Source organism: Stenotrophomonas sp. YJH_SMC_46, from assembly GCF_059370315.1.
This window is the reverse complement of sequence record NZ_JCAFTO010000003.1, coordinates 173,855-198,176: the sequence shown is the minus strand read 5'-3', so window position 1 is coordinate 198,176 and position 24,322 is coordinate 173,855. Positions and strand designations below refer to the sequence as shown.

Sequence of the window (24,322 nt, the reverse complement as noted above, 5' to 3'; positions counted from 1 at the left end):
ACCATACATATTCGGTCGTCATGCTCTATCAACTGCACGAACTGACCCGCAACCTGCTTGCCCCCTGGGTGCACCAGGCCCAGGCCAACGCCAAGTTCTTCGCCAACCCGGGCCACTGGTGGTCGCAGATGCCGGGTGCCGATCGCCTGGCGGCGGTCAACGAGTTGTTCCATCGCATCGGCAAGGATTACGAGAAGCCCGAGTGGGGCATCAACGAAATCGAGGTCGAAGGCGAGCGCGTGCCGATCGTCGTGCACGAGGAAGTAAGCAAGCCGTTCTGCAAGCTGCTGCGCTTCAAGCGCCACAGCAATGAAGCCGACCAGCTGCACACCATGCTCAACCAGCCGTTCGTGCTGGTGGTGGCACCGCTGTCCGGCCACCATGCCACGCTGCTGCGCGATACCGTGCGCACGCTGCTGCGCGACCACCGCGTGTACGTCACCGACTGGGTTGACGCGCGCATGGTACCGGCCAGCGAAGGCGAGTTCGGCCTGGACGACTACATCGCCTATATCCAGGAGTTCATCCGCCACCTGGGTGTCGAGCGCCTGCACGTGGTCAGCGTGTGCCAGCCCACCGTGCCGGTGCTGGCCGCGGTTTCACTGATGGCCAGCCGTGGCGAGCCGACGCCGCGCACGCTGGTGATGATGGGCGGCCCGATCGATGCGCGCTGCAGCCCGACCGCAGTGAACAACCTGGCCACGCAGAACCCGCTGTCGTGGTTCGAGAACAACGTCATCCACACCGTGCCGGCCAGTTACCCCGGCGCCGGCCGCCGCGTGTATCCGGGCTTCCTGCAGCACGCCGGCTTCCTGTCGATGAACCCGAGCCGCCACTTCAGCTCGCACTGGGATTTCTACACCGACCTGGTCAAGGGCGACCTGGAAGACGCCGACGCGCACCGTCGCTTCTACGACGAGTACAACGCGGTGCTGGACATGCCGGCCAAGTACTACCTGGACACCATCCGCGTGGTGTTCCAGGACTTCCTGCTGCCGCGTGGCGAGTGGGTGGTCAATGGCGAGAAGGTCGACCCGTCGGCGATCCGCGATACCGCGCTGCTGAGCATCGAGGGCGAACTGGACGACATCGCCGGCCTCGGCCAGACCGAAGCCGCGCAGGCGCTGTGCACCGGCATTGCTGCTGACCGCCGCGAGCATTTCATCGTCGAAGGCGCCGGCCACTACGGCATCTTCAGTGGCCGTCGCTGGCGCGAAGTGGTGTACCCGAAGGTACGCGACTTCTTCGCCGCGCATGCCGAAACCCCGGCGGCGAAGGCTACGAAGAAGAAGAGCAACGTCACCCCGTTGCGGCGAAAGGCGGGGTAACCAGGCCCTGGTAGATGCCAACCTTGGTTGGCGCTCTACCATGGATCCCGGCATCTGATCGATCGTGCCAACCAAGGTTGGCACCTACCGAAGCCTGGGCTCCCGCTTACAACCGCACCAGCAGGTTCTTGGCGATCAGACCATGCAGTTTGCCGACGCCGCGTGCCAGGTGCATGGTCAACAACAGCAGCAGTACGCCCACGGCGGCGATCACGATGCCCACCAGCGGCGAAGCGGCCATCGGCAACACGTTCACGCCGTCGACGTACACGCCCGGAATGTCACCGCTGAACAGTGCGGCCACCGGTGCCCAGATGAACCCCAGTGACAGCGACAGCAACGTCACCGCGATGGTGAAGTAGACCACGCCCAGCGGCAGCATCAGCACGAAGTACAGCAGGGTCAGCCAGGTGCGGCCATCGGTGAACATGTCGCCGATGCGCTGCAGCCAGGTGCGGCTGCGGTCGGTGTAACGCGGGCGGCGCGGCATGCGCTCGCCCAGCAGCGCTTCCACCAGCCGTCCTTCCAGCAGCGCCAGCCCGCGCACCGAGCCGAAGAACAGCACGGTCAGCGGAATGCCGATGATCAGGATCAGCAGGCCCAGCGACAATGACAGGCCGGTCACCACCCAGGTGAAGAAGAAGATGCCGGTAGCCAGCGACAGCAGCATGTAGAACAGCGCACCGTAGGTGTGCGGATCGGTCACCACACCGAAGAAGCGCGCCAGCAGCGAACGCTGCACCGGCGCCTGCGGCGGTGAGGCCGGCTCGACGCCACTGGCTTCGGCCGCTGCACGCAGCACCGGCGCGGTATCCGCACGCGGCGTGCGCAGCGCGCGGTTCACCGTCACTTCGGTCTCGCGGTAGATCTCGGCCACTTCGTCCGGGGCGCCATAGCTGCCGGCCACGTCGGCGATGACCTCGGCTTCGCTGCGGCCGGGCTGCGCCGCCAGCTCCGAGCGCAGGTATTCCTCGGCGTCGTACAACGCGTCCTGCACCATCGCCGGATCGGCACCTTCCAGCGCCGCGCGCAGCTGCGCCAGATACTGCGGGATGGTGGTCGGCAGGGCTCGGCCTGCCAGGCTCGGGTCGTTCATTGCGGTACCCCCTCCAACACGGAATCGACGGAATCACGGGTGGCCTGCCAGGCTTGGCGCCACTGCGCCAGCACCTCGCGGCCACGTTCATTGATGCGGTAGTAGCGCCGGGGCGGACCACTGCTGGATGGCTCCACATGGCTTTCCAGCAGCCCGGCGCCCTCCAGGTTGCGCAGCACCGGGTACAGCGCGCTCTGCTTGCCGCTCAGCACGCCCTCGCCCACCCGCTCCAGCTCCTTGGCAATGAGGTAGCCGTACAGCGGCTCCCCGGCCCGGGCCAGCACCGCCAGCAGGGCCAGCGACACCGTTCCGGCGCTGAGCTCCTTCTGGAACTTCTTCAGGTGGACATCGTCCTCGGACATGGCCGGTCCTCCACTACGTTGAAGTCCACAGTAGTGCGAAGTTCGGTATAGCGAATGTGTCGTTAGTCACTCTGCCGGTTGGCGTGACCGAATTGCTCGCGCAGAATCGAAGCCTCGTTCATGTTCCGGGGTTCCCATGCCGCACCGCCGTCGCCTTGCCCTGACCGCCCTCGCCCTCGCCTGCCTGCTGCCCGCCCTGGCCAGTTCGGCCACGCCCTACCGCAGCCCGCAGCAGATCCTCGACGCATCGGCGGCCAGCGACTGGCGCACCCCGGACCCGGCCAACCTGCTGTACATGGACCTGCCGGCGGGGCGGGTGATCATCGAGCTGGCGCCGCAGTTCGCCCCCCGCCATGTCGCCAACATCCAGACCTTCGCCCACGAGCACTTCTGGGACGGCACCAGCATCTACCGCTCGCAGGACAACTTCGTGGTGCAGTTCGGCGATGCCGACGCCGATGACGCGGCCAAGGCCAAGCCGTTCGGCAGCGCCGCGCGCAAGCTGCCGGCTGAATTCGAGCGCGCCAGCGCTGGCCTGAAGGTCAGCGTGCTGCCGGATCGCGATGGCTGGGCCGCGCAGACCGGTTTCGTCGATGGCTTCCCGGTGGGCCAGGACCCGCAGGCCGGCAAGGCCTGGCTGGCGCACTGCTACGGCATGCTGGGTGCGGGCCGCAGCAACGAGGAAGACAGCAGCATCGGTGCCGAACTGTACGTGGTGACCGGGCAGTCGCCGCGCCAGCTGGACCGCAACATCACCCTGGTCGGCCGCGTCCTGAAGGGCATGGAACTGCTCAGCGCGATCCCGCGCGGTCCCGCGCCGATGGGCTTCTACACCGACCCGAAGCTGCGTACGCCGATCGTGTCGATCCGCCGCGCCAGCGACGTACCGGCGGCAGAGCGCACGCCGATCCAGGTACTGCGTACCGACTCGAAGACCTTTGCCGATACGGTGGAGGCACGGCGCAATCGCGTGGATGGTTTCTACAAGCGTCCGGCGGGGCATATCGATCTCTGCAATATTCCGGTGCCGGTGCGCTGATGGTTTCCTGCGCGTGACGCGTGCTGAAGGTGCTTCACTGTTCATGGGCGTTACTTTTCTTTGTACGCAAAGAAAAGTAACCAAAAGAAACGTTCCGCCGGCCGCGAGCCGGTGCTGCGCACCGGTGCCCTGCGCTCCTCGGCCCGTCGAGGGACGGCGCGGGAACTCGCTGCGCTCAGACACCCGCGCCTCTTCGCCCTCGCCGGACCTGCGGTGCTCGGCTCGCTCAAGGCGGATCCAAGATCAGAGGCAGAAGCGCTCGCTTCGCTCGCCGGGCCTGCCCCGGCACTACCAAGCATCGTCGTGCAGCTGTGGCTCTTGATCTTGAATCCGCCTTGAGCGAGCCGAGCATCGCAGGGGAATCAGGGGCGAAGAGGTGCCGATGTCTGAGCGCAGCGAGTTCGGCACCGTCCCCTGATTCACCGAGAAGCGCAGGGGACCGACGTGCGAAGCGCGGCGGCTCGCGACCTGGCGGCGCGTTTCTTTTGGTTACTTTTCTTTTCGCGCGAAAAGAAAAGTGACGCCCATGAACAGTGAAGCACCTTCAGCACGCGCCACGCGCAAAACGCCAACGCCTCAGCCCTTCTGACTCACCGCCACGCTCCCCAGAATCAACGCCCCCGCCACCAACATCTGTACCGTCACCGCCTCCCCCAGGAACAACCACGCGAACGCCGCGCCGAACAACGGAATCAGGTAGGTCACCGTCGACGCCCGCGACGGGCCGATACGACCGATCAGGCGATAGAACATCAGGAACGCCAGCCCGGTACAGGCCACGCCCAATGCGATCGCCGCGCCCCAGGCCTTCAACGGAATCGCCGCCTGCGGCCAGTGGCTGACCGCCATCGGCAGCATCCACAGCGAGGCGCACGACAGCGTTGCCGCCGCGGCGGCGGCCGACGGCAACCCGGTCATGTGCCGCTTCACCAGGTTCACGCCCAGGCCGTACAGCAGCGATGCCGCCGCACCGGCCAGCACTGCGGTGCCGATGCTCAGGCCGGAAACCTTGGCCGTGGCCAGCACCACCACGCCGGCGAAGCCGACCAGCAGCGCCCCGGCACGGCGCATGCCGATCTTCTCGCCGAAGAACAGGAACGCGATCAGCGCGGCAAACAGCACCGTCATCGCATTGCAGATCGCGCCGATCGCCGCCGGCGCCTGTTCCGCTGCATAGGCGAACAGCACGAACGGCAACGCCGAGTTGATCAGGCCGATCGGCGCGAGCCACAGCCAGCGCCGCGGCGGGAACTGCGCGCGGGCGCGCCACAGGAACGGCAGCAGCACCAGCGCACCCAGCACCAGCCGCACCTCGACCAGCGCGAACGGGCCGAACGACGGCACCGCCACCCGCATGAACAGGAACGAGCAGCCCCAGATGGCGCCCAGCAGGGTCAATTCCAGCGGCGTGCGCCAATCGCGCTCGGCCGCCTGTGGGACCGCATTCATGCCTTGCCTCCGTACATCGTCAATTCTTCGCCAATGCGGACAGGATCAGGCGCAGACGCCCGCGGCACAAGCGCGTAGTATCGCTGCCAGCCACAAATATGGTTTGAGGCTCGACATGCTGCTACGCCCTTCCCTGCTACCCGCACTGGCCGTGTTCGCGGTCGCGGCGCGCCACCAGAACTTCGCCCAGGCCGCGCAGGAGCTGCACCTGACCGCCAGCGCGGTCAGCCACCACGTCCGCCGCCTGGAAGAAGTGCTGGAAGTACGGCTGTTCCTACGCCACGCCCGCGGCGTGCGCCTGACTGCCGAGGGCCGGCAACTGGCCGACGCTGCCAGCGCCGCCTTCACCGATGTCGCGGCCGTCGCCCATCACCTGCAGCCGGATGCCGACAGCGTGCCGCTGCGCATCACCACGCTGCGCTCGCTGTCCTACTGCTGGCTGCTGCCACGGCTGCCGCGCTTCACCCAGGCCTACCCGCACATCCGCATCGAGCTGCATACCGGCAGCGGGCTGGATCGCTATGACGACAACGGCCCGGAAGTGGGCATCCGCTACGGCCTGGGCCAATGGCCCGGCCTGCGTGCGCAGCACCTGATGGATGACTACCTGTTCCCGGTCGCCTCACCGGCACTGGCCGGCGTCGAAACGCTGGTCGATCCGGCGCGCATCGCCGACCTGCCGCTGCTGACCGACCTGTCGCCGCAGGGCTGGCGCGACTGGTTCCGCCACGCCGGCGTGCGCACGCCGTCGCCGATGCCGCCGATGCACACCTTCGCCGACAGCACCGACGCGATGCGTGCAGCGGTGTATGGCATGGGCGCGGTGCTGGCGCGCACCCACATCGCCCAGCCCTACCTGCAGCGCTACGAGGTGGTACGCCTGCCCGGCCCGGCATTGAAGGCGCGCTATGCCTATCACGTGGTGCGCGCAGAAGGGCAACCGCCGAGCCCGGCCGCGCGCCTGTTCATCGACTGGTTGCTGGAACAGGCGCAGGACGAGCGCACGCCGATTCCGGCATTGCCGGACAGCCTGCTCGGGCGGCCGGCAACGCACGCCTGACTGCGCCCTCACCCGTTCTTTGCCTCACGCTGGCTAGGCTGCTGGCGAACCCACAACGTACCTATGCCATGGCCATGCTGCGACTGCGCATCACCGGAACCGAAGACGACGCCCGCGCCATCAGCGACCTGCTGCTCGGCCTGGACGGCATCGAACATGTCGAAGAAACCGACGACCTGATGCCGCACATGGACGACGACGATTCCAGTTCGGCCGGGCTGTCCGATGACATCGGCCCGGGCATCCACGAGCTGGAAGTGGAAGTCGGCAATGAAAGCACCGCGCAGAAGGTGCGCGATGCGGTGCAGGAACTGGCGCTGGAACTCGATGTGTTCGTCGAGTACGAGACCGACGAGGGCTGATGCCGGCTGACGGCCGGCATCGGCCTTCATCTCAGGGGTTGGGCGGTAGCTTGCGACGGCGGCGACGCCACCATGCGCGCACACCCCAGGCCGCGATCAAGGCCAGCACCGCCACCGGCAGCAGCGCGGCAGCAGCGCGGATCAGGAACGCAATGCTGGTGCTGAGGATGCTGCCCGACTCGCTCAGCGCCTCGCCGATCTCGCTGCGGCTGCGCTGGCCAGAGGTGGTGTCGAAGTGGATCGCCACCAGCTGGGTATCGATGCGCCGACGCTGCTGCGCGGCGTCCTTGTTGGCCTGCTCGACACCCGCCTCGATCTCTGACAGGCGCGTGGTGATCGCCATCAGATCTTCGATCTTCAGGTCCTTGCGGTCCTGGTAGGACAGCAGGCGGGCGTGCTCCTTTTCAAGCCGCGCCTTGGTCAGCGCCGTGTCTGCCACGGCCTGTGCCAGATCCTCGGCGCGGGTGGTGCGCGACTGCAGCGTTCCGCCCTCACCGGCCATCGCGATCAGCGGCTCGGCGCCCTTCGGCGCGATGCGCACCTTGACCTCACCGCTGGGTTGCTCGCCACTGCGCTGGTCGACCTGCAATACCGCGCAGTCGCCGAACTTCGCGCTCTGGCAGGCTTGGGCGATCTGCTGGATGCGCGGCGCGATCTTTGCCGCCTCCAGCTGCACCTGCACGTCATGTTCATAGGCGAGGAACGCACCTTCTGGCGACGCGACGGCCGCTTCGGCGGCCGGGGTGCCCGCATCCGCGGCCATGTCGCCCTGCTTGGCGCAGCCCGCCAATGCCAGCAGCACCACCGGCATCGCCAGGCTGCGCGTCCAGGCGCGCGCGCCCGTCACAGTGCGGCTCCGTCGTAGGAGGTCACCGAAAGGCCAGCCAGATCGACCTGCGGCACGCAGCGCACGTTCACCGCCACCATCGGTGTGCCGCTACGCGGATCGACCGCTTCGCTGTAGGGGGCGACGCCACATTCGCGGCAGTGGTGATGGTCGATGTGGGCCTTGTTGAAGTGATAGGTGGCCACGTCAGCCGGATCGGTGGTCAGCTGGAACGCCGCACGCGGGGCGAACCACAGCAGGCTGCCGCGACGCCGGCACATCGAACAGTTGCAGTCGATGACGTCGCTGATCGGCGTCTCGGCCTGTACGGTGAATGCGATCCTGCCGCAATGGCAGCTTCCCTGGTATTCCATGTCCTGCGCTCCTTTGGAGGGTCCTTGAATCCGCCCATGGTAATCCTATGGCACGGGGACAAAGCAGCGACGGGGCCCTATGCTCAGGGTTTGACCCCGTACAGGAATGCCGATGCGCCCGCATCTTCTTGCCCTCGCCCTGGTCGCTGCGCTGGCCGGTTGCCAGCCGGCCGACGCCCCGACCAACGCTTCCACCCCGGCCGCCAGCCAGCAGGCCGGTGATGCGGCGGTCGATGCCGCCTTCGCCGATCTCTCCAAGCGCGCGCTGGATACCTGGATGCAGCTGTCGCCGGTCAGCGCCACCCAGATCGGTGACCACCGCTACGACAGCGAACTGGACGACCTCAGTGCCGCCGGCCAGCAGAAGACCGTGGCCGCCTACAAGGCGCTGCTGGGCGAGCTGGACAAGATCGACGTGGCCAAGCTGGGCCGCGAGAACCAGGTGGACGCGGCGATCCTGCGCAACCAGCTGCAGTCGGAAATCTGGAACGCCGAAGTGCTTCAGTCCGGCAAGTGGGACCCGCAGCTGTACAACGGCATCGCCGGCAGCGCGATCTACGGCCTGATGGCGCGCGAGTTCGCGCCACTGCCGGAGCGCCTGAAGTCGGCCACCGCGCGCATGGAAAAGCTGCCGGCGATCTTCGCCCAGGCCCGCGAGAACCTGGATCCGGCGCGCGTGCCGAAGATCCACGCCGAGACGGTGGCCAAGCAGAACAAAGGCATCCTCAGCATCGTCGATACCTTCATCACCCCGCACATCGGTGAACTGCCGCAGGCCGACCAGCAGCGCCTGCAGGCGGCCATCGACGGCCTGAAGAAGGCGGTGGACGAGCAGCAGACCTGGCTGGACAAGACCCTGGTGCCGAACGCAAAGGGCGATTTCCGCATCGGTGCGGAAAAGTACGACCAGAAGCTGAAGTTCGCGCTGAGCTCGTCGCTGTCGCGCCAGGAGATCGGTGAGCGTGCACGTGCCGAACTCAAGCGCGTGCGCGAAGATATGTACGGCATCGCGCAGACCGTGCTGAAGGACAAGCCGGGTGCGCCGGAAATGCCGGCCCAGCCGACCGACGAGCAGCAGCAGAAGGCGATCGAGGCCGCGCTGGAACTGGCCTACGCCGACAAGCCGGCACGCGACAAGGTGGTCGACGATGCCAAGGCCGCACTGGAGCAGTCCACCGCGTTCGTGCGCGAGCACGACCTGATGACGCTGCCCGATGCGCCGGTGGACATCATCCTGATGCCGGAATTCCAGCGCGGCGTGGCCGTGGCCTACTGCGATTCACCGGGCCCGCTGGACAAGAACCTGAAGACCTTCTACGCCGTGTCGCCGATTCCGGACGACTGGAACGACAAGCAGGTCGACTCGTTCCTGCGTGAGTACAACTCGCGCATGATCCACCTGCTGAGCATCCACGAAGGCACCCCGGGCCATTACCTGGAAGGCTGGCATTCGGCCAAGTTCCCTTCCACCCTGCGTGCGGTGCTGCGTTCGGGCCTGTTCGCCGAAGGCTGGGCGGTCTACACCGAGCGCATGATGCAGGAGCAGGGTTACCTCAACAACGACCCGCTGTTCCACTTGGTGCAGCTGAAGTTCTACCTGCGCACGATCTCCAACGCGATCCTCGACCAGGGCGTGCACGTGGACAACTGGGATCGCGAGAAGGCGATGCACCTGATGACCCACGACGCGTTCCAGCAGGAAAGCGAAGCGGCCGGCAAGTGGGTGCGCGCGCAGCTGACCTCGGCGCAGCTGCCGACCTACTTCGTCGGTGCGCAGGAACACTTCGACACCCGCAAGGCGGTGCAGGAGAAGCTGGGCGACAAGTTCAACCTGAAGGCGTACCACGACCAGGTACTGTCCTACGGCGCACCGCCGGTGCGTTTCGCACGCCAGCTGATGCTGGACCAGCCGATCGAGTGATCGAGCCGGTGTGAGGTGAAGCGGAGCGGCCCGGGGAAACCCGGGCCGTTTTTTTTGCAAGGTTGTGGCGGCTGAGCAGGATTAGCTGCTGCAGTTGCTCGTCGGCGACGGGTGCGGCCATCGCGGTCGCAGTGCTCCCGGCCAGCGCGAGCGCCAGCAGCAGGGAGCATAGGGAGCGGATCATGCAGGTCCCCAGAAGCACGCCGGGGTCGGAGCCTTTTTCGAAGGGAAGGGCTCGGACCCCGAAAACACTCATTGATCGGCCGCCACGAACCCCCCGGTCTGCCGCGCCCACAACCGTGCGTACAGGCCACCGGCCGCAATCAGCTCGGCGTGGCTGCCGGTCTCGACGATGCGTCCCTGGTCCATCACCACCAACCGGTCCATGCGCGCGATTGTCGACAGCCGGTGCGCGATCGCGATCACCGTCTTGCCGCCCATCAGCTCATCCAGGCTGTCCTGGATCGCCGCTTCCACTTCCGAGTCCAGTGCCGAGGTTGCTTCGTCCAGCACCAGGATCGGTGCGTCCTTCAGCAGCACGCGGGCAATGGCGATGCGTTGGCGCTGGCCGCCGGACAGCTTCACGCCGCGCTCGCCGACATGCGCGTCGTAGCCACGACGCCCCTGCCCGTCCACCAGCGTATCGATGAAGGCCTCGGCACGTGCTTTGGCCACCGCAGCGCGCAACTGCTCATCGGTCGCGTCCGGCCGGCCGTACAGCAGGTTGTCGCGGATCGAGCGATGCAGGAGCGAGGTATCCTGGGTGACCACGCCGATCTGCTGGCGCAGGCTTTCCTGAGTGACGTAGGCAATGTCCTGGTCGTCGATCAGGATGCGGCCGCTTTCCAGGTCGTACAGGCGCAGCAGCACGTTGACCAGGGTCGACTTGCCGGCACCGGAAGGACCCACCAGGCCGATCTTCTCGCCCGGCTTCACCACCAGGTCGAGGCCTGCGATCACGCCGCCCTTCTTGCCGTAGTGGAAGTGGATGTCCTGGAAGTGCACGCCACCGCGGGTCACCTGCAACGGCACCGCGTCCTCGCGGTCCTGCACGGTCAGCGGCTGGGCAATGGTGGTGATGCCATCCTGTACCGTACCGATGTCCTCGAAGATGCCGTTGATGGTCCACATGATCCAGCCGGACATGTTGTGGATGCGGATCACCAGGCCGGTCGCGAGCGTGATCGCGCCGACAGTGATGTGGCCGCCATTCCACAGCCACAGGGCCAGGCCACAGGTACCGGCAATCAGGAAACCGTTGACGATGGCGATGGTCAGGTCCATGCCGGTGGTCACCCGGGTCTGCGCGCGGTGCTTGACTGCCAGCTCCTGGATCGACTCGGCCACGTAGGCCTGCTCGCGCCCGCCATGGGCGAACAGTTTCAGCGTGGGAATGTTGGTGTAGCCATCGACGATGCGGCCCATTGCCTTCGAACGTGCTTCCGAGGCGATCCAGGCCCGCTCCTTCGCGCGCGGCACGAAGTAGACCATGATCACCACGTAGGCCAGCAGCCACAGGATCAGCGGCACCATCAGCCGCCAGTCGGCCTGCGCGAACAGGTACAGCGCGGTGCCGGTATAGACCACGATGTACCAGAGCGAGTCGACCATCTGCACCGCCGACTCGCGCAGCGAGGTACCGGTCTGCATCACCCGGTTGGCAACGCTGCCGGCAAAGTCGTTCTGGAAGAAGCTCAGGCTCTGCCGAACCACGTAGTTGTGCATCAGCCAGCGCGAGCGGTTGCTCAGGCCGGGCACGATGGCCTGGTTGACCAGCAGGTTGTGCAGGCCGACCAGGATCGGCCGCGCGATGACCGTGATGAACAGCATCCAGCCCAGTTCATTGGCATGGCGCTTGAAGAAATCGGCACCGGGTTGCTCGGCGACCATGTCGACGATGCGGCCCAGGTAATCGAACATGGCCACTTCCACCAGCGCCAGGAGCAGGCCGGCGATCAGCGTGGCCAGCAGCACCGGCCACACCGGGCGCAGGTAGTGCAGGTAGAACGGCAGCACCTTGCGCGGTGGCATGCGCCCATCCACGGGCGGGAACACCGGAATCAGGGATTCAAACCAACGGAACATCGCATTCCCTCGCCATCTTAGCCGGCGGAGTATCCCACGCCGCATGTGTACGCCGGCCGACGATCGCTGCGGCTGCGTTCGTGCCGGCCGCTGGCCGGCAACCTTGTGACGCCTCCCGGGAAGCTGAAGTGGCCGGCCAGCGGCCGGCACTACCCATCGGATTCGTCAAACGTCAGCGCCGGGGCACGCCCGGCGGCGTCATTTCACCGGGGTGAACAGCAGGTCCTGGAAATCGAAACTGAAATCGGTCAGGTCGGAAATCGGCTGCATGCGCACCTCGCGCACCTTGCCATCCGGGTCCAGGCTGAAGTTCACGAAGGCGTCGGCGTTGAGCGAACGGTCGTCCCAGCGCACGATGAAGGTGTCGTGCTGCCAGTGCTCCAGGCGCCCGCTCAGCTGCGCGGTCTTCGCAAAGCGCAGGCGCAGGCCCTTGCCTTCGGCGCTGATCTGCATGTCGCCATACCAGCGGTCACGGAAGCTGCCGGTGTAGCCGGCCAGCGCCAGCGATGGCCTGCTGCCCTTGTCGCGTGCGCTCTGGTGCTTGGCCCAGGCCTCGTCGGCCTTGTCCTGTCCCTTGGCCACGGCCTTGGCATAGGCGTCCACCCAGTCATGCTTTTCACCGCCCAGGTAGGCATCAAGCACGCTCAGCGTGATCGCATTGAACGCCGCGCCCACTTCCTGATTGGTCAGCACCACCACGCCCAGTTTCTCGCCCGGTACCAGGGTCAGCCGCGAAACCATGCCCGGCCAGCCACCGGTATGCCAGACCAGCTTCTGCCCACGGTAGTCGCTCAGGCTCCAGCCTTCGCCATAGCCGGCGAAGTTGGCCCGCGCAGGTGCCAGCTCCGGCACGCTCGGCGCCGGGATCGACTGCGGCGTGATCATCCGCCACATCTGCTGCTGGCTCTTCTCGCTGAACAACGGCGTGCCGTCGGCCAGCTTGCCTTCGGCCAGCTGCACCTGCATCCAGCGCGCCATGTCGTGCGCGCTGGAATAGATGCCGCCGGCGCCGGCATTGTTCGACCAGGTCAGCGGCGCAACGGTGCGCAGGTCCTTGAAATCGTACTTGGCGTGGCCGACCGCGGCCTTGTCGCCCGGCTTCAGGTGATCGGCGTTGTAGCGCGTGCCGGTCATGCCCACCTTGTCGAAGATGCGCGTCTGCAGGAACTGCTGGTAACTCATGCCCGAGACATGCTCGATCACCTGCTGGGCAACCGCGTACAGGATGTTGTCGTACGCGTAGCTCTCGCGGAAACCGCCCTTCAGCGGCACCCTGCCCAGCCGTTCGACTACTTCGGCATTGCTGTAGGAGGTGGCCGGCCAGAACAGCAGGTCGCCGGCGCCCAGGCTCAGCCCGCTGCGGTGCGACAGCAGGTCGCGGATCGTCATCTGCCCGGTCACGAACGGATCGGACATGCGGAACGACGGCAGATGGTCGATCACCTTGTCATCCATCTTCAGCTTGCCGTCCTCGGCCAGCAGGTTCAGCGAAGTGGCGGTGAACGCCTTGGTGTTGGACGCAATGGCAAACAGCGTATCGGCCTGCACCGGTTCCGGCTTGCCCTGCTCGCGCACGCCCCAGCCGCGCTCCAGCACCACCTCGCCATCCTTGACCACCGCCACCGCAATACCGGGCACGTCGAACTGCGCGCGCACGCGCTCGACGGTCGCATCCAGCTCCTGCAGCTGCGCCGGGGTGGCAGCGCTCGCCATGGTCGTGCACGCCAGCAGCACGGCTCCTCCAATCCAGGGTTTCATCCAGCACGATCTCCGAACAGGGGTGGCGGCCATGTGCAGGCCGTCACCGGGGTTTCGCGGAATGGTAACGGTCTGCGGCGCACCCTGCCCTGTGCCATAGGAGGGGTGTCATGGGCGGAAACGGCCAACCGAGCAACGGCTCCACCATCATTCCGTGCCTGCGCTACCGCGATGCGCAGGCTGCCATCGACTGGCTGCAGCGCGCCTTCGGCTTCCATGCCCAGGCCGTGTATGCCGATGGCGATACGGTTTTCCATGCCCAGCTCACCTTCGGCAACGGCATGATCATGCTCGGCTCGGCTAACAACCAGAGCGCGTGGAGCGAACACGCGGTCCTGCCCGGAGAAGTCGGCGGCCGCCAGACCCAGAGTGCCTGCGTGATCGTCACCGATGCCGACGCGCACTACGCCCGGGCCAAGGCCGCCGGTGCCCGCATCGTCGTCGACATCGCCGACCAGGACTACGGCGGCCGTGGCTATGCCTGCGCCGACCCGGAAGGCTATCTGTGGTGGTTCGGCAGCTACGACCCGTGGCGCACGGACCACGGCCAGTGACCGCGACCGCCCGGCAGGCGGAGATCCGCTGCGGCATCGGTGGCTGGGTGTTTCCCGAATGGCGCGGCGGCGTTTTCTACCCCGTGGGCCTGCCGCAGCGTGAAGAGCTGGCCCATGCCAGCCGCGCCCTGCGCTGCATCGAAATCAACGGCACCTTCTACCGCACGCCCACCGCCGCACAGTGCGCGCAGTGGGCCGCGCAGACGCCGGAAGGCTTCCGCTTTGCGATGAAGGCACCACGCTACCTGGTGCAGCGCCGCGACCTGTCCAGCACGGTGGAGGCAGCCGCGCCCTTCCTGCAGGCAGCGATCGCGCTCGGTGACCGGCTTGGCCCGTTGTTGTGGCAGTTCGATCCACGCCACCCGGCCGACGCCGATGCACTGGACGCGCTGATGGCGCAGCTGCCGAAGCAGCTGGGAGGGGTGCCGCTGCAGCATGCGCTGGAGGTCCGCAATGCCGCAGCACATGGCCCCGCACTGGTCGCCGCCGCGCGCCGCCACGGCGTGGCACTGGTGATCGAGGACAGCGACGAGGCGCCGCTGCACGGCGACGTCAGTTCGGGCTTCGTCTACGCGCGGATCAAGCGCAGCCAGGCCCGCTTGAAAGAGGGCCTGCCTGCGCCCGTGCAGCAGCGCTGGGCTGAACGCGCGCGACGCTGGTCACGCGGCGAGCCGGTGGACGACCTGCCCTGTCTGGCCGGGCACGCCCCGGAAACCCCGCGCGAGGTCTACCTGCTGTGCATCGGTGCCGGCAAGGCCCGCAACCCGGCGGCAGCGATGGCCCTGCAGCGCCTCATCGACGGCGCCAGCGGTCCAGCCCCCACAGCAGGGTCCAGCCCACCACGAACACGCCCGCAACGCGCAGCACGTTGAGCAGGAAGGCCGCCAGGCCCAGGCGTTGCAGTTCGAGGAATGGATACGGCGCCTGTCCGGTCGTTGCAGCGACCAGCATCGCCCAGCCAAGGTAGGCCAGCGGTACCAGCAGCACGCCGCCCAGCGCGCGCCAGCGCAGCTCACCGTGCGGCAACAGCAGCAGCCACCCCAGCAGGAACAGGGCAGGCACGAAATAGTGCAGGCCCGCATCGACCCACCATTGCAGCCCGGTCGGTTGCCACAGCCCCTGCAATGCAAGCACGTAGACGCACGCGGTCACACCGATGCACAGCGCCAGGCTCGCCGCCACCGCCGGCTTGAGCACTCTGCCAAGGACCACCCACCCACATCCGACGCAGACAGCCAGGTTGCTGAGAATGGTGAAATAGCCGAAGAAACGCAGCGTCGCCACGCCGATCCCGGCCGCCGCCCCCGGCCCCTGCACCAGCAACAGGTACTGCAACAGCAGCGAGGCTGCCGCCATCAGGGCAGTCAGTGCGGCCCATCCGCGCAGAAGGGAGCAATCGGCTGCCATGGCTCGGTTCTCTGGGTCGATGCCGCGAGCATGCCACAGTCATCGCCGACGGCCGCGCGATTGCCTCACAATAGGCCGATGAGCACACCCGACACCCGCAAAGCGCTGTGGCAGATCCACTTCTGTGTCCTGCTGTGGGGCATCACCGCCATCCTCGGCAAGCTGATCACCCTGCCCGCACTGCCGCTGGTGTGGTGGCGCATGCTGCTGGTGACGGCGATGCTGGCCCTGCTGCCACGGGTCTGGCGCGGGTTGCGCACCCTGCCCCTGCGGCTGGTCGCCGGCTACGCCGGCATTGGCGCGCTGGTCGCCCTGCATTGGCTGACCTTCTATGGCGCGGTGAAGCTGGCCAATGCCTCGGTGGCTGCCACCTGCATCGCACTGGCGCCGGTGTTCACCTCGATCATCGAACCGTGGGTGGCCAAGCGGCCGTTCCAGCTGCGTGAGCTGGCGTTCGGCCTGGCGGTGCTGCCGGGTGTTGCGCTGGTGGTCGGTGGCGTGCCCGATGGCATGCGCCTGGGTGTGTTGATCGGCGCGATCTCAGCGCTGCTGGTGGCGGTGTTCGGCTCGCTCAACAAGCGCATGGTCAGCCACGCCGATCCGCTCACGGTCACCGCGCTGGAGCTGGGTGCGGGCACCCTCACCCTGACCCTGCTGGCGCCGCTGATGCCCTACCTGCTTCCTGCGCTGGCCAGCCCGTTGTGGGTGGTCCCGGACCTGCACGACGGCATCCTGCTGCTGGTGCTGGCCGGGTTCTGCACGCTGCTGCCGTTTGCCCTGGCCCTGGTCGCACTGCGCCACCTGAGCGCCTACACGGTGCAGCTGGTGACCAACCTGGAGCCGGTCTATGCGGTGGTGCTGGCGGTGGTGCTGCTGCGCGAGCAGCACGAAGTCACCCCGTGGTTCTACCTGGGCGTGGCGATCATCGTCGGCGCCGTGTTCCTGCATCCGCTGCTGAACCGCCGCAAGCCGGTGCAGCATCCGGAGATTCTTGGCACGGCCGAGGCGCGCAACATCGCCGATTGAGTGCATCCACGCATGGCGTGGACGCCCGTATCAACGCTGCGGCCAATGCCAGGCCGGCGCATCCAGCAGGCCCTGCCCGCTCAACAGCGTGCGACCCTGTTCCTTGTACAGATGCAGCGAATGGCACCCTGGTGCCTGTTCCAGCGCCGCGATCAGGCGGCTGGCGTGTGACACCACCCATACCTGGCTGCGCGAACTGGCTGCGATGATCAGCCGCGCCAGCGCCGGCAGCAGGTCCGGATGCAGGCTGGTCTCCGGCTCGTTGAGCACCAGCAGCGGCGGTGGACGCGGCGTGTGCAGCGCAGCAGCCAGCAGCAGGAAGCGCAGCGTACCGTCGGACAGTTCGGCCATCGACAACGGCCGCAGCAACCCCGGCTGGTGGAAGCGCAGGGCCAGTCGACCGTCCAGCTCTTCGAAGCCGACCGTGGCACCGGGGAACGCATCGTCGACGCTGTGTGCCAACGCCACCGGGTCACCGATCTCGAGGATGGTGACCCAGGCCGCGGCCAGATCCCGGCCGTCGTGATGCAGCACCGGCGTGCGCGTGGCCATCGCCGGCTGCCGCGCCGGTGCATCGGCGTCGCTGCGGAAATGGTCGTAGAAGCGCCAGCGACGGATGTACTCGCGCAGGGCGATGGTTTCCGGCAGGCGCTGCGGATCGCCGACCTGGGTGAACAGGCTGTCGAACAGCGACAACCTGTCATCCACCAGATCCCAGCCGCGCGCATGGCGTTGCCGCACCATCGCTCCACGACGGTCGACCAACAGGTTGACGCTGCGCAGGAACGGGCCGGACCAGATCGCCTCCACCTTGATCTGCGGGTCCAGTGCGAAGGCCGATCGACTGGGCGGCGGGTAGCCCAGATCGATGGCGTAGCCGAATTCGTCAGTGGCGAAGCCCAACTTCAATCCCACCGATTCCTGGCGTGGGCCGCCCTGCAGGGGGATTTCGCCGGCAGCAACCCGACGGTCCATTTTTTCCGGACCCGCCCACAGCGCCGAGCCCAGCCCGCCTTCGCGGGCCAGCACCGCCGCGACGCCGCCCTGCGCGGTCTCGGCCAGCAGGCGCAGGGCACGGTACAGGCTGGACTTGCCACTGCCGTTGTCACCGGTCACCACATTCAACTGCTGCAGCGGCAGTACGAGCCCGTGCAGCGAACGATAGTGGGCGATGGCCAGGGTCTGCAGCATGGGCGGCGTCCGGGGAAACAGGGCGTCATGCTGGCCGGTTCTGATCGCAGGAGCTGCGACGCCAAGTGAAACGGGAAGAGCATCCACGCATGGCGTGGATCTACTGGAGCGGCATCGAATCATCCACGCATCGCATGCGTTCAACGCGCGAACCGCCGTGTTTCAGTCCGCCCGTTCCACCCGGTTGCGACCTTTGCCCTTGGCCCGGTACAGCGCCTTGTCGGCACGTGCCAGCGTCTCATCCACGCTTTCACCGGGCTGGTGCTGGGCTACTCCAATACTGATCGTGACCGGGAACCCCAGCGGCAGATCAGCAACGGCCAGGCGCAGGAACTCGCACTGAAGTTCGGCGGTTTGCAGGTCGGTCGCCGGCATCACCGCCACGAACTCCTCGCCGCCATAGCGCGCGGCCATGCCACGGCCGGCGAAGTGCGAGCGCAGCAGCGTGCCCAGCTCGGCCAGCACCCGGTCGCCGGTGGCGTGGCCCTGGAAATCGTTGATGTGCTTGAAGTGGTCGATGTCCAGTAGCGCGACGCAGGCCACATCGGGCTGATCCCCGGTCACCGCCACTGCCTCGTCCAGCGCCGCCGCCATCGCGCGGCGGTTCGGCAGGCCGGTCAGCGCATCGGTGCGGCTCTGCTCGGCCAGGTCGGCGTTCTGCGCCAGCAGCACGTCGTGGTACTCCGACAGCAGGCGCTCGTAATCATCGCGTTCCAGCATGTGGTTCTGGATGTCGAGCGCGAAACGGCGCAGCTCCATCACCAGCATCACCTGCCGCGACAGCGCGGCCAGCGCCTCGGCCTTGTCGCTTGGCAGGTGCTGCGGCTGTGCATCGAACACGCACAGCGTACCCAGCGGCAGGCCATCGGAACTGATCAGCGGCGCACCGGCGTAGAAGCGGATGTGCGGGTCGCCGGTCACCACCGGGTTGTCGTGGAAGCGGATGTCCTGCAACGCATCCTCGACCACCATGACCTCGTGCGGCTGCAGGATGGCGTGGCCACACATCGATTCGCTGCGCAGGTTTTCCGCCGCGTCGATGCCCTGGATCGACTTGAACCATTGCCGTTCGACGTCAATCAGGGTCACCGCCGCCATCGAGGTACCGCAGACCGCCTTGGCGATCGCCACCAGGTCGTCGAATGACTTCTCGCGCTGCGAATCAAGGATCCGGTAGCGGTACAGCGCCTCGAGCCGGAGGGCTTCGTTGGCAGGCTTGTCGGGCTTGATCATGCAGCGTCACTTCCGGCAGGTCACTGCAAAGTCTAGCTGATGCCGGCGCGTAATCCGCACAACGGGTAGTGCCGGCCGCTGGCCGGCATCCCGCGCGCATTCGATGCCTGGAGTAGCCGGCCAGCGGCCGGCACTACCGCGCGTTACCAGTCCAGCTGCTTCGGCAGCAGGCCCTGCAGCTCCTGCTCGGTCAGGTTGCGCCACTGGCCCGGCTTCAGCGCGCCGATCTTGATGTTGTCGATGCGCACGCGGCGCAGCTGGGTCACGCGATAGCCGAACTCGGCAGCCATCAGGCGGATCTGCCGGTTCAGGCCCTGCTGCAGGGTGATGCGGAAACCGAACTTGGCGATGCGCGAGGTCTTGCACGGCAGCGTCATCTGGTCGTGGATGCGCACGCCGCGCGCCATGCCGCGCAGGAACTCATCGGTGACGGGCTTGTTCACCGCCACCAGGTATTCCTTCTGGTGGCCATTTTCGGCGCGCAGGATCTGGTTGACGATGTCGCCATTGCTGGTCATCAGGATCAACCCCTCGGAGTCCTTGTCCAGGCGGCCGATCGGGAAGATGCGCTGTTCGTGGCCGACGAAGTCGACGATGTTGCCCTTGACCGAAGTTTCGGTCGTGCAGGTGACGCCTACCGGCTTGTTCAGTGCGATGTAGACGTGGCGGCGGGCGCCGGGCTTGCGTGCCACGCGGGCGCGCAGCGGCTGGCCGTCGACCAGCACCTGGTCTTCCTCGCCCACCACCGCGCCGGTACCGGCCGGATGGCCGTTGACGGTAACGCGGCGCGCGGCGATCAGGCGATCGGCCTCGCGGCGGGAGCAGAAGCCGGTGTCGGCGATATGTTTGTTGAGTCGGGTGGTCATCGGCCCATTATCCGGCATCGCCGCCCGCTGCGCTTCATGCCAGGGCGGGCGGATCAAGCTCCTCGCCGTCGAAGACCCGGTTGCGGCCCGCCCGCTTTGCCACGTACATGGCATGGTCGGCGCGCCGCAGCAGCCCGGCCAGATCGTCCTCGCCCGGTCGCCACTGCGCCAGGCCGATGCTGGCGGTCACCTCCAGCCCCGGCACCTGCAGGGCCTGGCCAGCCTCGGTGATTCGCTGGCGCAACCGGTCCAGTCGCGCCGAAGCGGCCTCGCGCGGCATGCCCGGCATCAGCAGCAGGAACTCTTCGCCGCCCATCCGTACCACTTCGTCCTGGCTGCGCACTGCCATGCGCAGGGCACGCGCCACCGCCACCAGCACCAGGTCGCCCACGGCGTGACCATGGCGGTCGTTGATGTCCTTGAACAGGTCGATGTCGAGGAAGCCGATCACCAGCGGGCCACGCTCGCGGTCGACCCGCTCAAGGTGGCGGGCCAGCTGCTGCAGTCCGGCGCGACGGTTGGGAAGCCCGGTCAGGCCGTCGGTCTCGGCCAGCTGGCGAAGTTCATCACGCTGCTGGCGCAGCCGGCCCAGCCGCTGGTTCAACGCATACGCGGCCATCATCAACAGCCAGGTCACCGCCAGCTGCAGCGCCTCCACCCGGTATTCCAGCAGCCACGCCGCACCACAGGCATCGGCGATGATCAGTACCAGCATCGGTGCCAGCGCGGCCAGACCCGCCTGCGCCCAACGGTCGCCGCGCCAGCGTGCCCAGACGCCGACCATCAGTGCCAGGCCACATCCGGACAGATAGGACACCTGCAAGCCCTTCGCGACCCAGGCCAGATGCTCCCAACGCAGCCACGGCACCAGCACGGCCAGCGCCATCAGGGCCCACAACACCGCCAGTTGGGCCGGGCGCGATCGAGGCAGCACGCGATCGCCTCCGTTCAGCCGCCACAGCGCCGGCAGCACCAGTGCCTGGGTCGCAGCGGTCAGCGCCAGCAGCCACCATGCGCCGTGCTCGCCCACCGGCAGCCAGGGTTCCGGATAGCCGCTGAGCCCGCCGAGGATTGCCTGCCACAGCACCATCACGGTGGTGCCGGCGATGTAGACCAGGAAACTGCGGTCCCGGGTGGTCAGGAAGGCCATCAACGCCGACAGCGCCAGCGCGATCGCCACCGCGATGCAGGCCGCGCGCACCAGCAGGCGGGCGGTGTCGTTCTGCTGCACCGGGCTGGGCGCGCCCAGCCGCAGGGTCGGTACCCAACGTGTCTTCAGCGGTGTCTGCCAGGAGACCAGGAACGGCTCACGGCTGCCGGCCGGCGGTACCGCCACCAGGCCGATGCCAGCCCGGAAACGTGAATCGCGGGTGCGCGCGTCATGCATGTTGCCGCAGATCTCGCGGTCACCATGCTGGACGCGCACTTCACCGGCAAAGACGTTGAACACGTCCAGCGCCTGCGGTTGGCCTGACCAGCCCTGCGGCGGAGCCGGTATCAGCACCTGCTGGCGGGCGCCGGACAGCATCTGCGGCGTGCATGCGCGGTGCGGCGTCGGCTCGTCGGTAGCGCCGCCGACCAGGAGATAATCATGGCCCGACACGGCCTCTGCAGCCTGAAGCGGCCACGGCAACGCCAACCACACCATCAGGACGGCCAGCACCGCTCCTGTTCCATACCGCCACTGCCTGCCGCCCACGCCACGTCCTGTTCCTGCTTACGTCCGCGCCCACTCCGCGCCGCCCCTGACGCGCATTATCGCAGCCGGGCACGCCACGCATGTGTACACCAAAGTCGGCGCCCGCGGTTCAGCCAGCCGCCGGCGGCCCCTTCACCGCGACCAGCCGTACCGGGCGCAGATCGACCAGGGTCAGCCGCTCCAGCGGCTGCGGCCGTTCGATGGCATAGCCCTGCAGCCCCTGTACGCCAAGCCGGGTCAGCGCACCGGCAACCTCGGCGGTCTCCACCCACTCGGCCACCACTTCCATCTGCAGCTCGCGCCCGAGCTCGCTGATCGCGCGCACCGTGGCGTGGCTGACAGGGTCGGTATCCATGTCGCGCACGAAGGCGCCGTCGATCTTCAGGATGTCCGCCGGCAACTGGCGCAGGTAGCCGAAGGAAGACAGGCCGGAGCCGAAGTCATCCAGCGCCATCCGGCACCCCCGTGCCTTCACCGCATCGATGAAGGCGCGGGCCTGGCTGAGGTTGCTGATCGCCGCAGTCTCGGTGATCTCGAAGCACAGCTTGGAGGCCAGCGCGCGGTTGCGCTCGAGCAGGTCGCAGACGAAGGCGAGGAATCCCGGCTCGGCGATCGACTGCGCGGACACGTTGACGTTGCACAGGCCCAGCTGGCGCACGTGCGCCGGGCACACCTGCAGGTGGCGGAACAGCAGCCCGAGCACGTGCCGGTCCAGCGCCACCGCCATGCCATAGCGCTCCACCGCCGGCATGAACTGGCCGGGCAGATGCAGGCTGCCATCGGTGCCACGCATGCGCACCAGCACCTCGTAGTGCAGGTAAGACGGATCCCCCACGCGGGCGATGCGCTGTGCATACAGCAGCATGCGATTCTCGGCCATCGCCAGGCTGACGCCCTGCAGGCGCTCGGCCTCCTGCCGCCGCTCCTCCAGCGCCATGCGGTTCTCATTGAAGCAGTGCACGCGGTTGCGCCCGGCCTGCTTGGCGGCATAGCAGGCGCTGTCGGCGGCACTCATCAACCAGTTCACGTCCGGCGCATCTGCACTGACCTCGACCACGCCGATGCTGCAGCTCAGCTGCGGGCTGCCCTCGCTGATCGGAAACGTGGCCTGGCCCAGGTTGCGGATCACCCGCTGCAGCACGCGCTTGGCCTCATCCTGCCCGGCATGGGCGAGGAACACCGCGAACTCGTCCGCACCCAGCCGGCCGACCCAGTCACCATCACGCACCGCCGCCACCAGATAGTCGGCGAAACTGCGCAGCATCTGGTCACCGGCGGCATGGCCGAAGCTGTCGTTGACCAGCTTGAAATGGTCCAGGTTGATATAGCACAGCGCGTGCGTGCCGCCTTCGCTGCGCACCTGCAACAGCGCGCGTTCCAGCAGCCGTTCAATCTCGCGGCGGTTGATCAGGCCGGTCAGCGGGTCATGGCTGGCGTGGTGCTCGATCTCGCGCGCCAGTGCATGGTTCTGGCTGACGTCCTCGATGATCGCGAACACCGACAGGCCACCGGCGGCGCTGCGCACGCCGGTGCCGCTCCAGCGCCCCCAGACCAGGCTGCCATCGCGACGGCGGAAGCGCAGTTCGCTCGGCCGCAGCTGCCGGTCCCAGTCGATACGGCCCACCCCATCGATGACAAGCTCGCCGTCCATCAGCAGATCGCCCAACGACATCTGCAGCAGCACGTCGCGCCGGTAGTCGAGGATATCGGCCATCGCCTGGTTGGCTTCGATCACCTTGCCTTCGGTGTCGAGCTTGAGCATGCCGACATTGGCCTGATAGAAGGCGGCGCGGAAGCGGCTTTCATGTTCGGTCAGGTCCTTGCCGACGCGGCGCGCGAGGGCCACCGCCATCAGGCTGATCGCAAGCACCGACAGCCCACCAACCACGAGCGTGGCGATCCGCACCATCGTGGCCATGCGCAGCAACGCTCGGGAAAACGACTGCGCCTGCACCTGCAGCCGCCGGTCCAGATCGCGCAGCTGTTGCAGGTAACGGTCGCGGTCGGCCACTGGCAGCGTGCCTTCGGCGTGCGCCGACTGCAGCTCGGCGACCAGCCGCTGCACCGCCAACAGGTCATCGTCGGTCTGCCGCCACAACGCGGTTGCTTGGCGGAAGGCGCCGATGTCGCGTGCATAGCGGAACGAGAACACCAGACGCGGGATATCGGCATGCGCGTTGCCACCCTGCAGGAAGCCCTGCCGGGCCTTCTCCTCGTCCGGTACCGCCTGTTCCAGCGCCAACCGGGCCTGCAGATCTCCCAACGGAATCCGCAGGGCCTGGCGCGCGTCCTCCAGGTCCTGGGCATGGCCGCGCGCCAGGTAGCGGCTCAGCGCAGCAGTGGCATCCTGCTGCCCGCGTGACCAGTAACCCTGCCCGGCGATCCAGGCCGTCGAAGCCGCCTGCAGTTCCTGGATCAACGCGGACAATGCGACCAGCCCGATCGCCATGCCCGTCAACAACGCAAAGCGCAATCCCAGCCCACGGGTCATCGGCACCCGCCGGCTCTGCTGGTCCGTGCCACTTCTACCCATCCCGGATCCCCCCGAATGTGCTGCGGTGACAACCTGCCTTGGAACCGGCCCAGCCTATGACCGGCAATGTGTGGGCCATGCGAAAAAGGGGACGGAAAAAGGGGACGGAGGGGATTAAGTCGTTTTCGGCATAAGCGCATGGCCTGCCATTTA

At 67.2% G+C, this 24,322-nt stretch carries 21 protein-coding genes; 8 read left to right on the top strand and 13 right to left on the bottom strand.

Annotated features, from left to right (window positions below; genetic code table 11):
• Positions 1–20 precede the first annotated feature (20 nt).
• Positions 21–1,328 (top strand): polyhydroxyalkanoate depolymerase, encoded by a 1,308-nt coding sequence (locus AC5P8C_RS10320; protein ID WP_155029199.1) that lies wholly within the window; start codon positions 21–23, stop codon positions 1,326–1,328.
• Positions 1,329–1,434: 106 nt separating this feature from the next.
• Here AC5P8C_RS10320 and AC5P8C_RS10315 read toward each other — a convergent pair whose 3' ends face one another.
• A complete protein-coding gene (locus AC5P8C_RS10315; RefSeq protein ID WP_019659138.1) occupies positions 1,435–2,424 on the bottom strand; it encodes a sensor domain-containing protein in 990 nt (329 codons plus the stop codon).
• Positions 2,421–2,786, bottom strand: a complete 366-nt coding sequence (locus tag AC5P8C_RS10310) for a PadR family transcriptional regulator (protein ID WP_004150914.1) — start codon at positions 2,784–2,786, stop codon at positions 2,421–2,423. The genes AC5P8C_RS10315 and AC5P8C_RS10310 overlap by 4 nt, the downstream gene beginning before the upstream one ends.
• Positions 2,787–2,922: 136 nt before the next feature.
• Between AC5P8C_RS10310 and AC5P8C_RS10305 the strand changes: the two genes are divergently transcribed.
• Positions 2,923–3,825, top strand: coding sequence for a peptidylprolyl isomerase (locus AC5P8C_RS10305; protein WP_233653061.1), 903 nt, complete (start codon positions 2,923–2,925; stop codon positions 3,823–3,825).
• A gap of 576 nt (positions 3,826–4,401) precedes the next feature.
• On the opposite strand, the gene AC5P8C_RS10300 is transcribed toward AC5P8C_RS10305, so the two are convergent.
• A complete protein-coding gene (locus AC5P8C_RS10300) occupies positions 4,402–5,274 on the bottom strand; it encodes a DMT family transporter (protein ID WP_180877845.1) in 873 nt (290 codons plus the stop codon).
• 115 nt (positions 5,275–5,389) lie between these two features.
• Between AC5P8C_RS10300 and AC5P8C_RS10295 the strand changes: the two genes are divergently transcribed.
• Together AC5P8C_RS10295 and AC5P8C_RS10290 are read left to right on the top strand one after the other, a co-directional pair.
• Positions 5,390–6,334 (top strand): LysR substrate-binding domain-containing protein, encoded by a 945-nt coding sequence (locus tag AC5P8C_RS10295; RefSeq protein WP_233653062.1) that lies wholly within the window; start codon positions 5,390–5,392, stop codon positions 6,332–6,334.
• A 68-nt stretch (positions 6,335–6,402) separates the two neighbouring features.
• Positions 6,403–6,696: a hypothetical protein gene (locus AC5P8C_RS10290; protein ID WP_005415831.1), complete on the top strand. Its 294-nt coding sequence runs from the start codon at positions 6,403–6,405 to the stop codon at positions 6,694–6,696.
• 31 nt (positions 6,697–6,727) lie between these two features.
• On the opposite strand, the gene AC5P8C_RS10285 is transcribed toward AC5P8C_RS10290, so the two are convergent.
• Together AC5P8C_RS10285 and AC5P8C_RS10280 are read right to left on the bottom strand one after the other, a co-directional pair.
• Positions 6,728–7,507 (bottom strand): DUF4349 domain-containing protein, encoded by a 780-nt coding sequence (locus AC5P8C_RS10285; protein WP_233654153.1) that lies wholly within the window; start codon positions 7,505–7,507, stop codon positions 6,728–6,730.
• Positions 7,508–7,539: 32 nt separating this feature from the next.
• Positions 7,540–7,896: a GFA family protein gene (locus AC5P8C_RS10280; protein WP_233653063.1), complete on the bottom strand. Its 357-nt coding sequence runs from the start codon at positions 7,894–7,896 to the stop codon at positions 7,540–7,542.
• Between the two features lie 112 nt (positions 7,897–8,008).
• Here AC5P8C_RS10280 and AC5P8C_RS10275 point away from each other — a divergent pair, with 112 nt between their 5' ends.
• A complete protein-coding gene (locus AC5P8C_RS10275; RefSeq protein ID WP_233653064.1) occupies positions 8,009–9,817 on the top strand; it encodes a DUF885 domain-containing protein in 1,809 nt (602 codons plus the stop codon).
• Between the two features lie 252 nt (positions 9,818–10,069).
• On the opposite strand, the gene smrA is transcribed toward AC5P8C_RS10275, so the two are convergent.
• Complete coding sequence (smrA, locus tag AC5P8C_RS10270) at positions 10,070–11,902, bottom strand: multidrug efflux ABC transporter SmrA (protein WP_019659144.1); 1,833 nt, start codon at positions 11,900–11,902, stop codon at positions 10,070–10,072.
• Positions 11,903–12,100: 198 nt separating this feature from the next.
• Entirely contained in the window at positions 12,101–13,660 is a 1,560-nt protein-coding gene (locus tag AC5P8C_RS10265) for a serine hydrolase (RefSeq protein WP_019659145.1), read from the bottom strand.
• 110 nt (positions 13,661–13,770) lie between these two features.
• Between AC5P8C_RS10265 and AC5P8C_RS10260 the strand changes: the two genes are divergently transcribed.
• On the top strand, positions 13,771–14,214 hold the full coding sequence (locus AC5P8C_RS10260) for a VOC family protein (RefSeq protein ID WP_019659146.1): 444 nt from the start codon (positions 13,771–13,773) through the stop codon (positions 14,212–14,214).
• A complete protein-coding gene (locus AC5P8C_RS10255; protein WP_495218700.1) occupies positions 14,211–15,086 on the top strand; it encodes a DUF72 domain-containing protein in 876 nt (291 codons plus the stop codon). Before AC5P8C_RS10260 ends, AC5P8C_RS10255 begins: the two co-directional genes overlap by 4 nt.
• Here the strand turns inward: AC5P8C_RS10255 and AC5P8C_RS10250 are convergent.
• Positions 15,007–15,621 carry a Pr6Pr family membrane protein gene (locus tag AC5P8C_RS10250; protein WP_495218699.1) on the bottom strand — a complete coding sequence of 205 codons (615 nt, stop codon included), beginning with the start codon at positions 15,619–15,621 and terminating at the stop codon, positions 15,007–15,009. The genes AC5P8C_RS10255 and AC5P8C_RS10250 overlap by 80 nt on opposite strands.
• Positions 15,622–15,699: 78 nt before the next feature.
• Here AC5P8C_RS10250 and AC5P8C_RS10245 point away from each other — a divergent pair, with 78 nt between their 5' ends.
• Positions 15,700–16,647: a DMT family transporter gene (locus AC5P8C_RS10245; RefSeq protein ID WP_010486385.1), complete on the top strand. Its 948-nt coding sequence runs from the start codon at positions 15,700–15,702 to the stop codon at positions 16,645–16,647.
• Positions 16,648–16,677: 30 nt separating this feature from the next.
• Here AC5P8C_RS10245 and AC5P8C_RS10240 read toward each other — a convergent pair whose 3' ends face one another.
• From AC5P8C_RS10240 to AC5P8C_RS10220, 5 genes are all read right to left on the bottom strand, one after another.
• On the bottom strand, positions 16,678–17,838 hold the full coding sequence (locus AC5P8C_RS10240; protein WP_495218697.1) for an AAA family ATPase: 1,161 nt from the start codon (positions 17,836–17,838) through the stop codon (positions 16,678–16,680).
• 162 nt (positions 17,839–18,000) lie between these two features.
• The gene (locus AC5P8C_RS10235) at positions 18,001–19,071 is read right to left on the bottom strand and encodes a sensor domain-containing diguanylate cyclase (RefSeq protein WP_134729404.1); all 1,071 of its coding nucleotides are present in this window, start codon (positions 19,069–19,071) and stop codon (positions 18,001–18,003) included.
• Positions 19,072–19,214: 143 nt separating this feature from the next.
• The gene (locus AC5P8C_RS10230; RefSeq protein ID WP_019659152.1) at positions 19,215–19,937 is read right to left on the bottom strand and encodes a pseudouridine synthase; all 723 of its coding nucleotides are present in this window, start codon (positions 19,935–19,937) and stop codon (positions 19,215–19,217) included.
• A gap of 34 nt (positions 19,938–19,971) precedes the next feature.
• Positions 19,972–21,636 carry a sensor domain-containing diguanylate cyclase gene (locus tag AC5P8C_RS10225; protein ID WP_495218695.1) on the bottom strand — a complete coding sequence of 555 codons (1,665 nt, stop codon included), beginning with the start codon at positions 21,634–21,636 and terminating at the stop codon, positions 19,972–19,974.
• Between the two features lie 109 nt (positions 21,637–21,745).
• Positions 21,746–24,169, bottom strand: coding sequence for a putative bifunctional diguanylate cyclase/phosphodiesterase (locus AC5P8C_RS10220; RefSeq protein ID WP_019659154.1), 2,424 nt, complete (start codon positions 24,167–24,169; stop codon positions 21,746–21,748).
• Positions 24,170–24,322 lie beyond the last annotated feature (153 nt).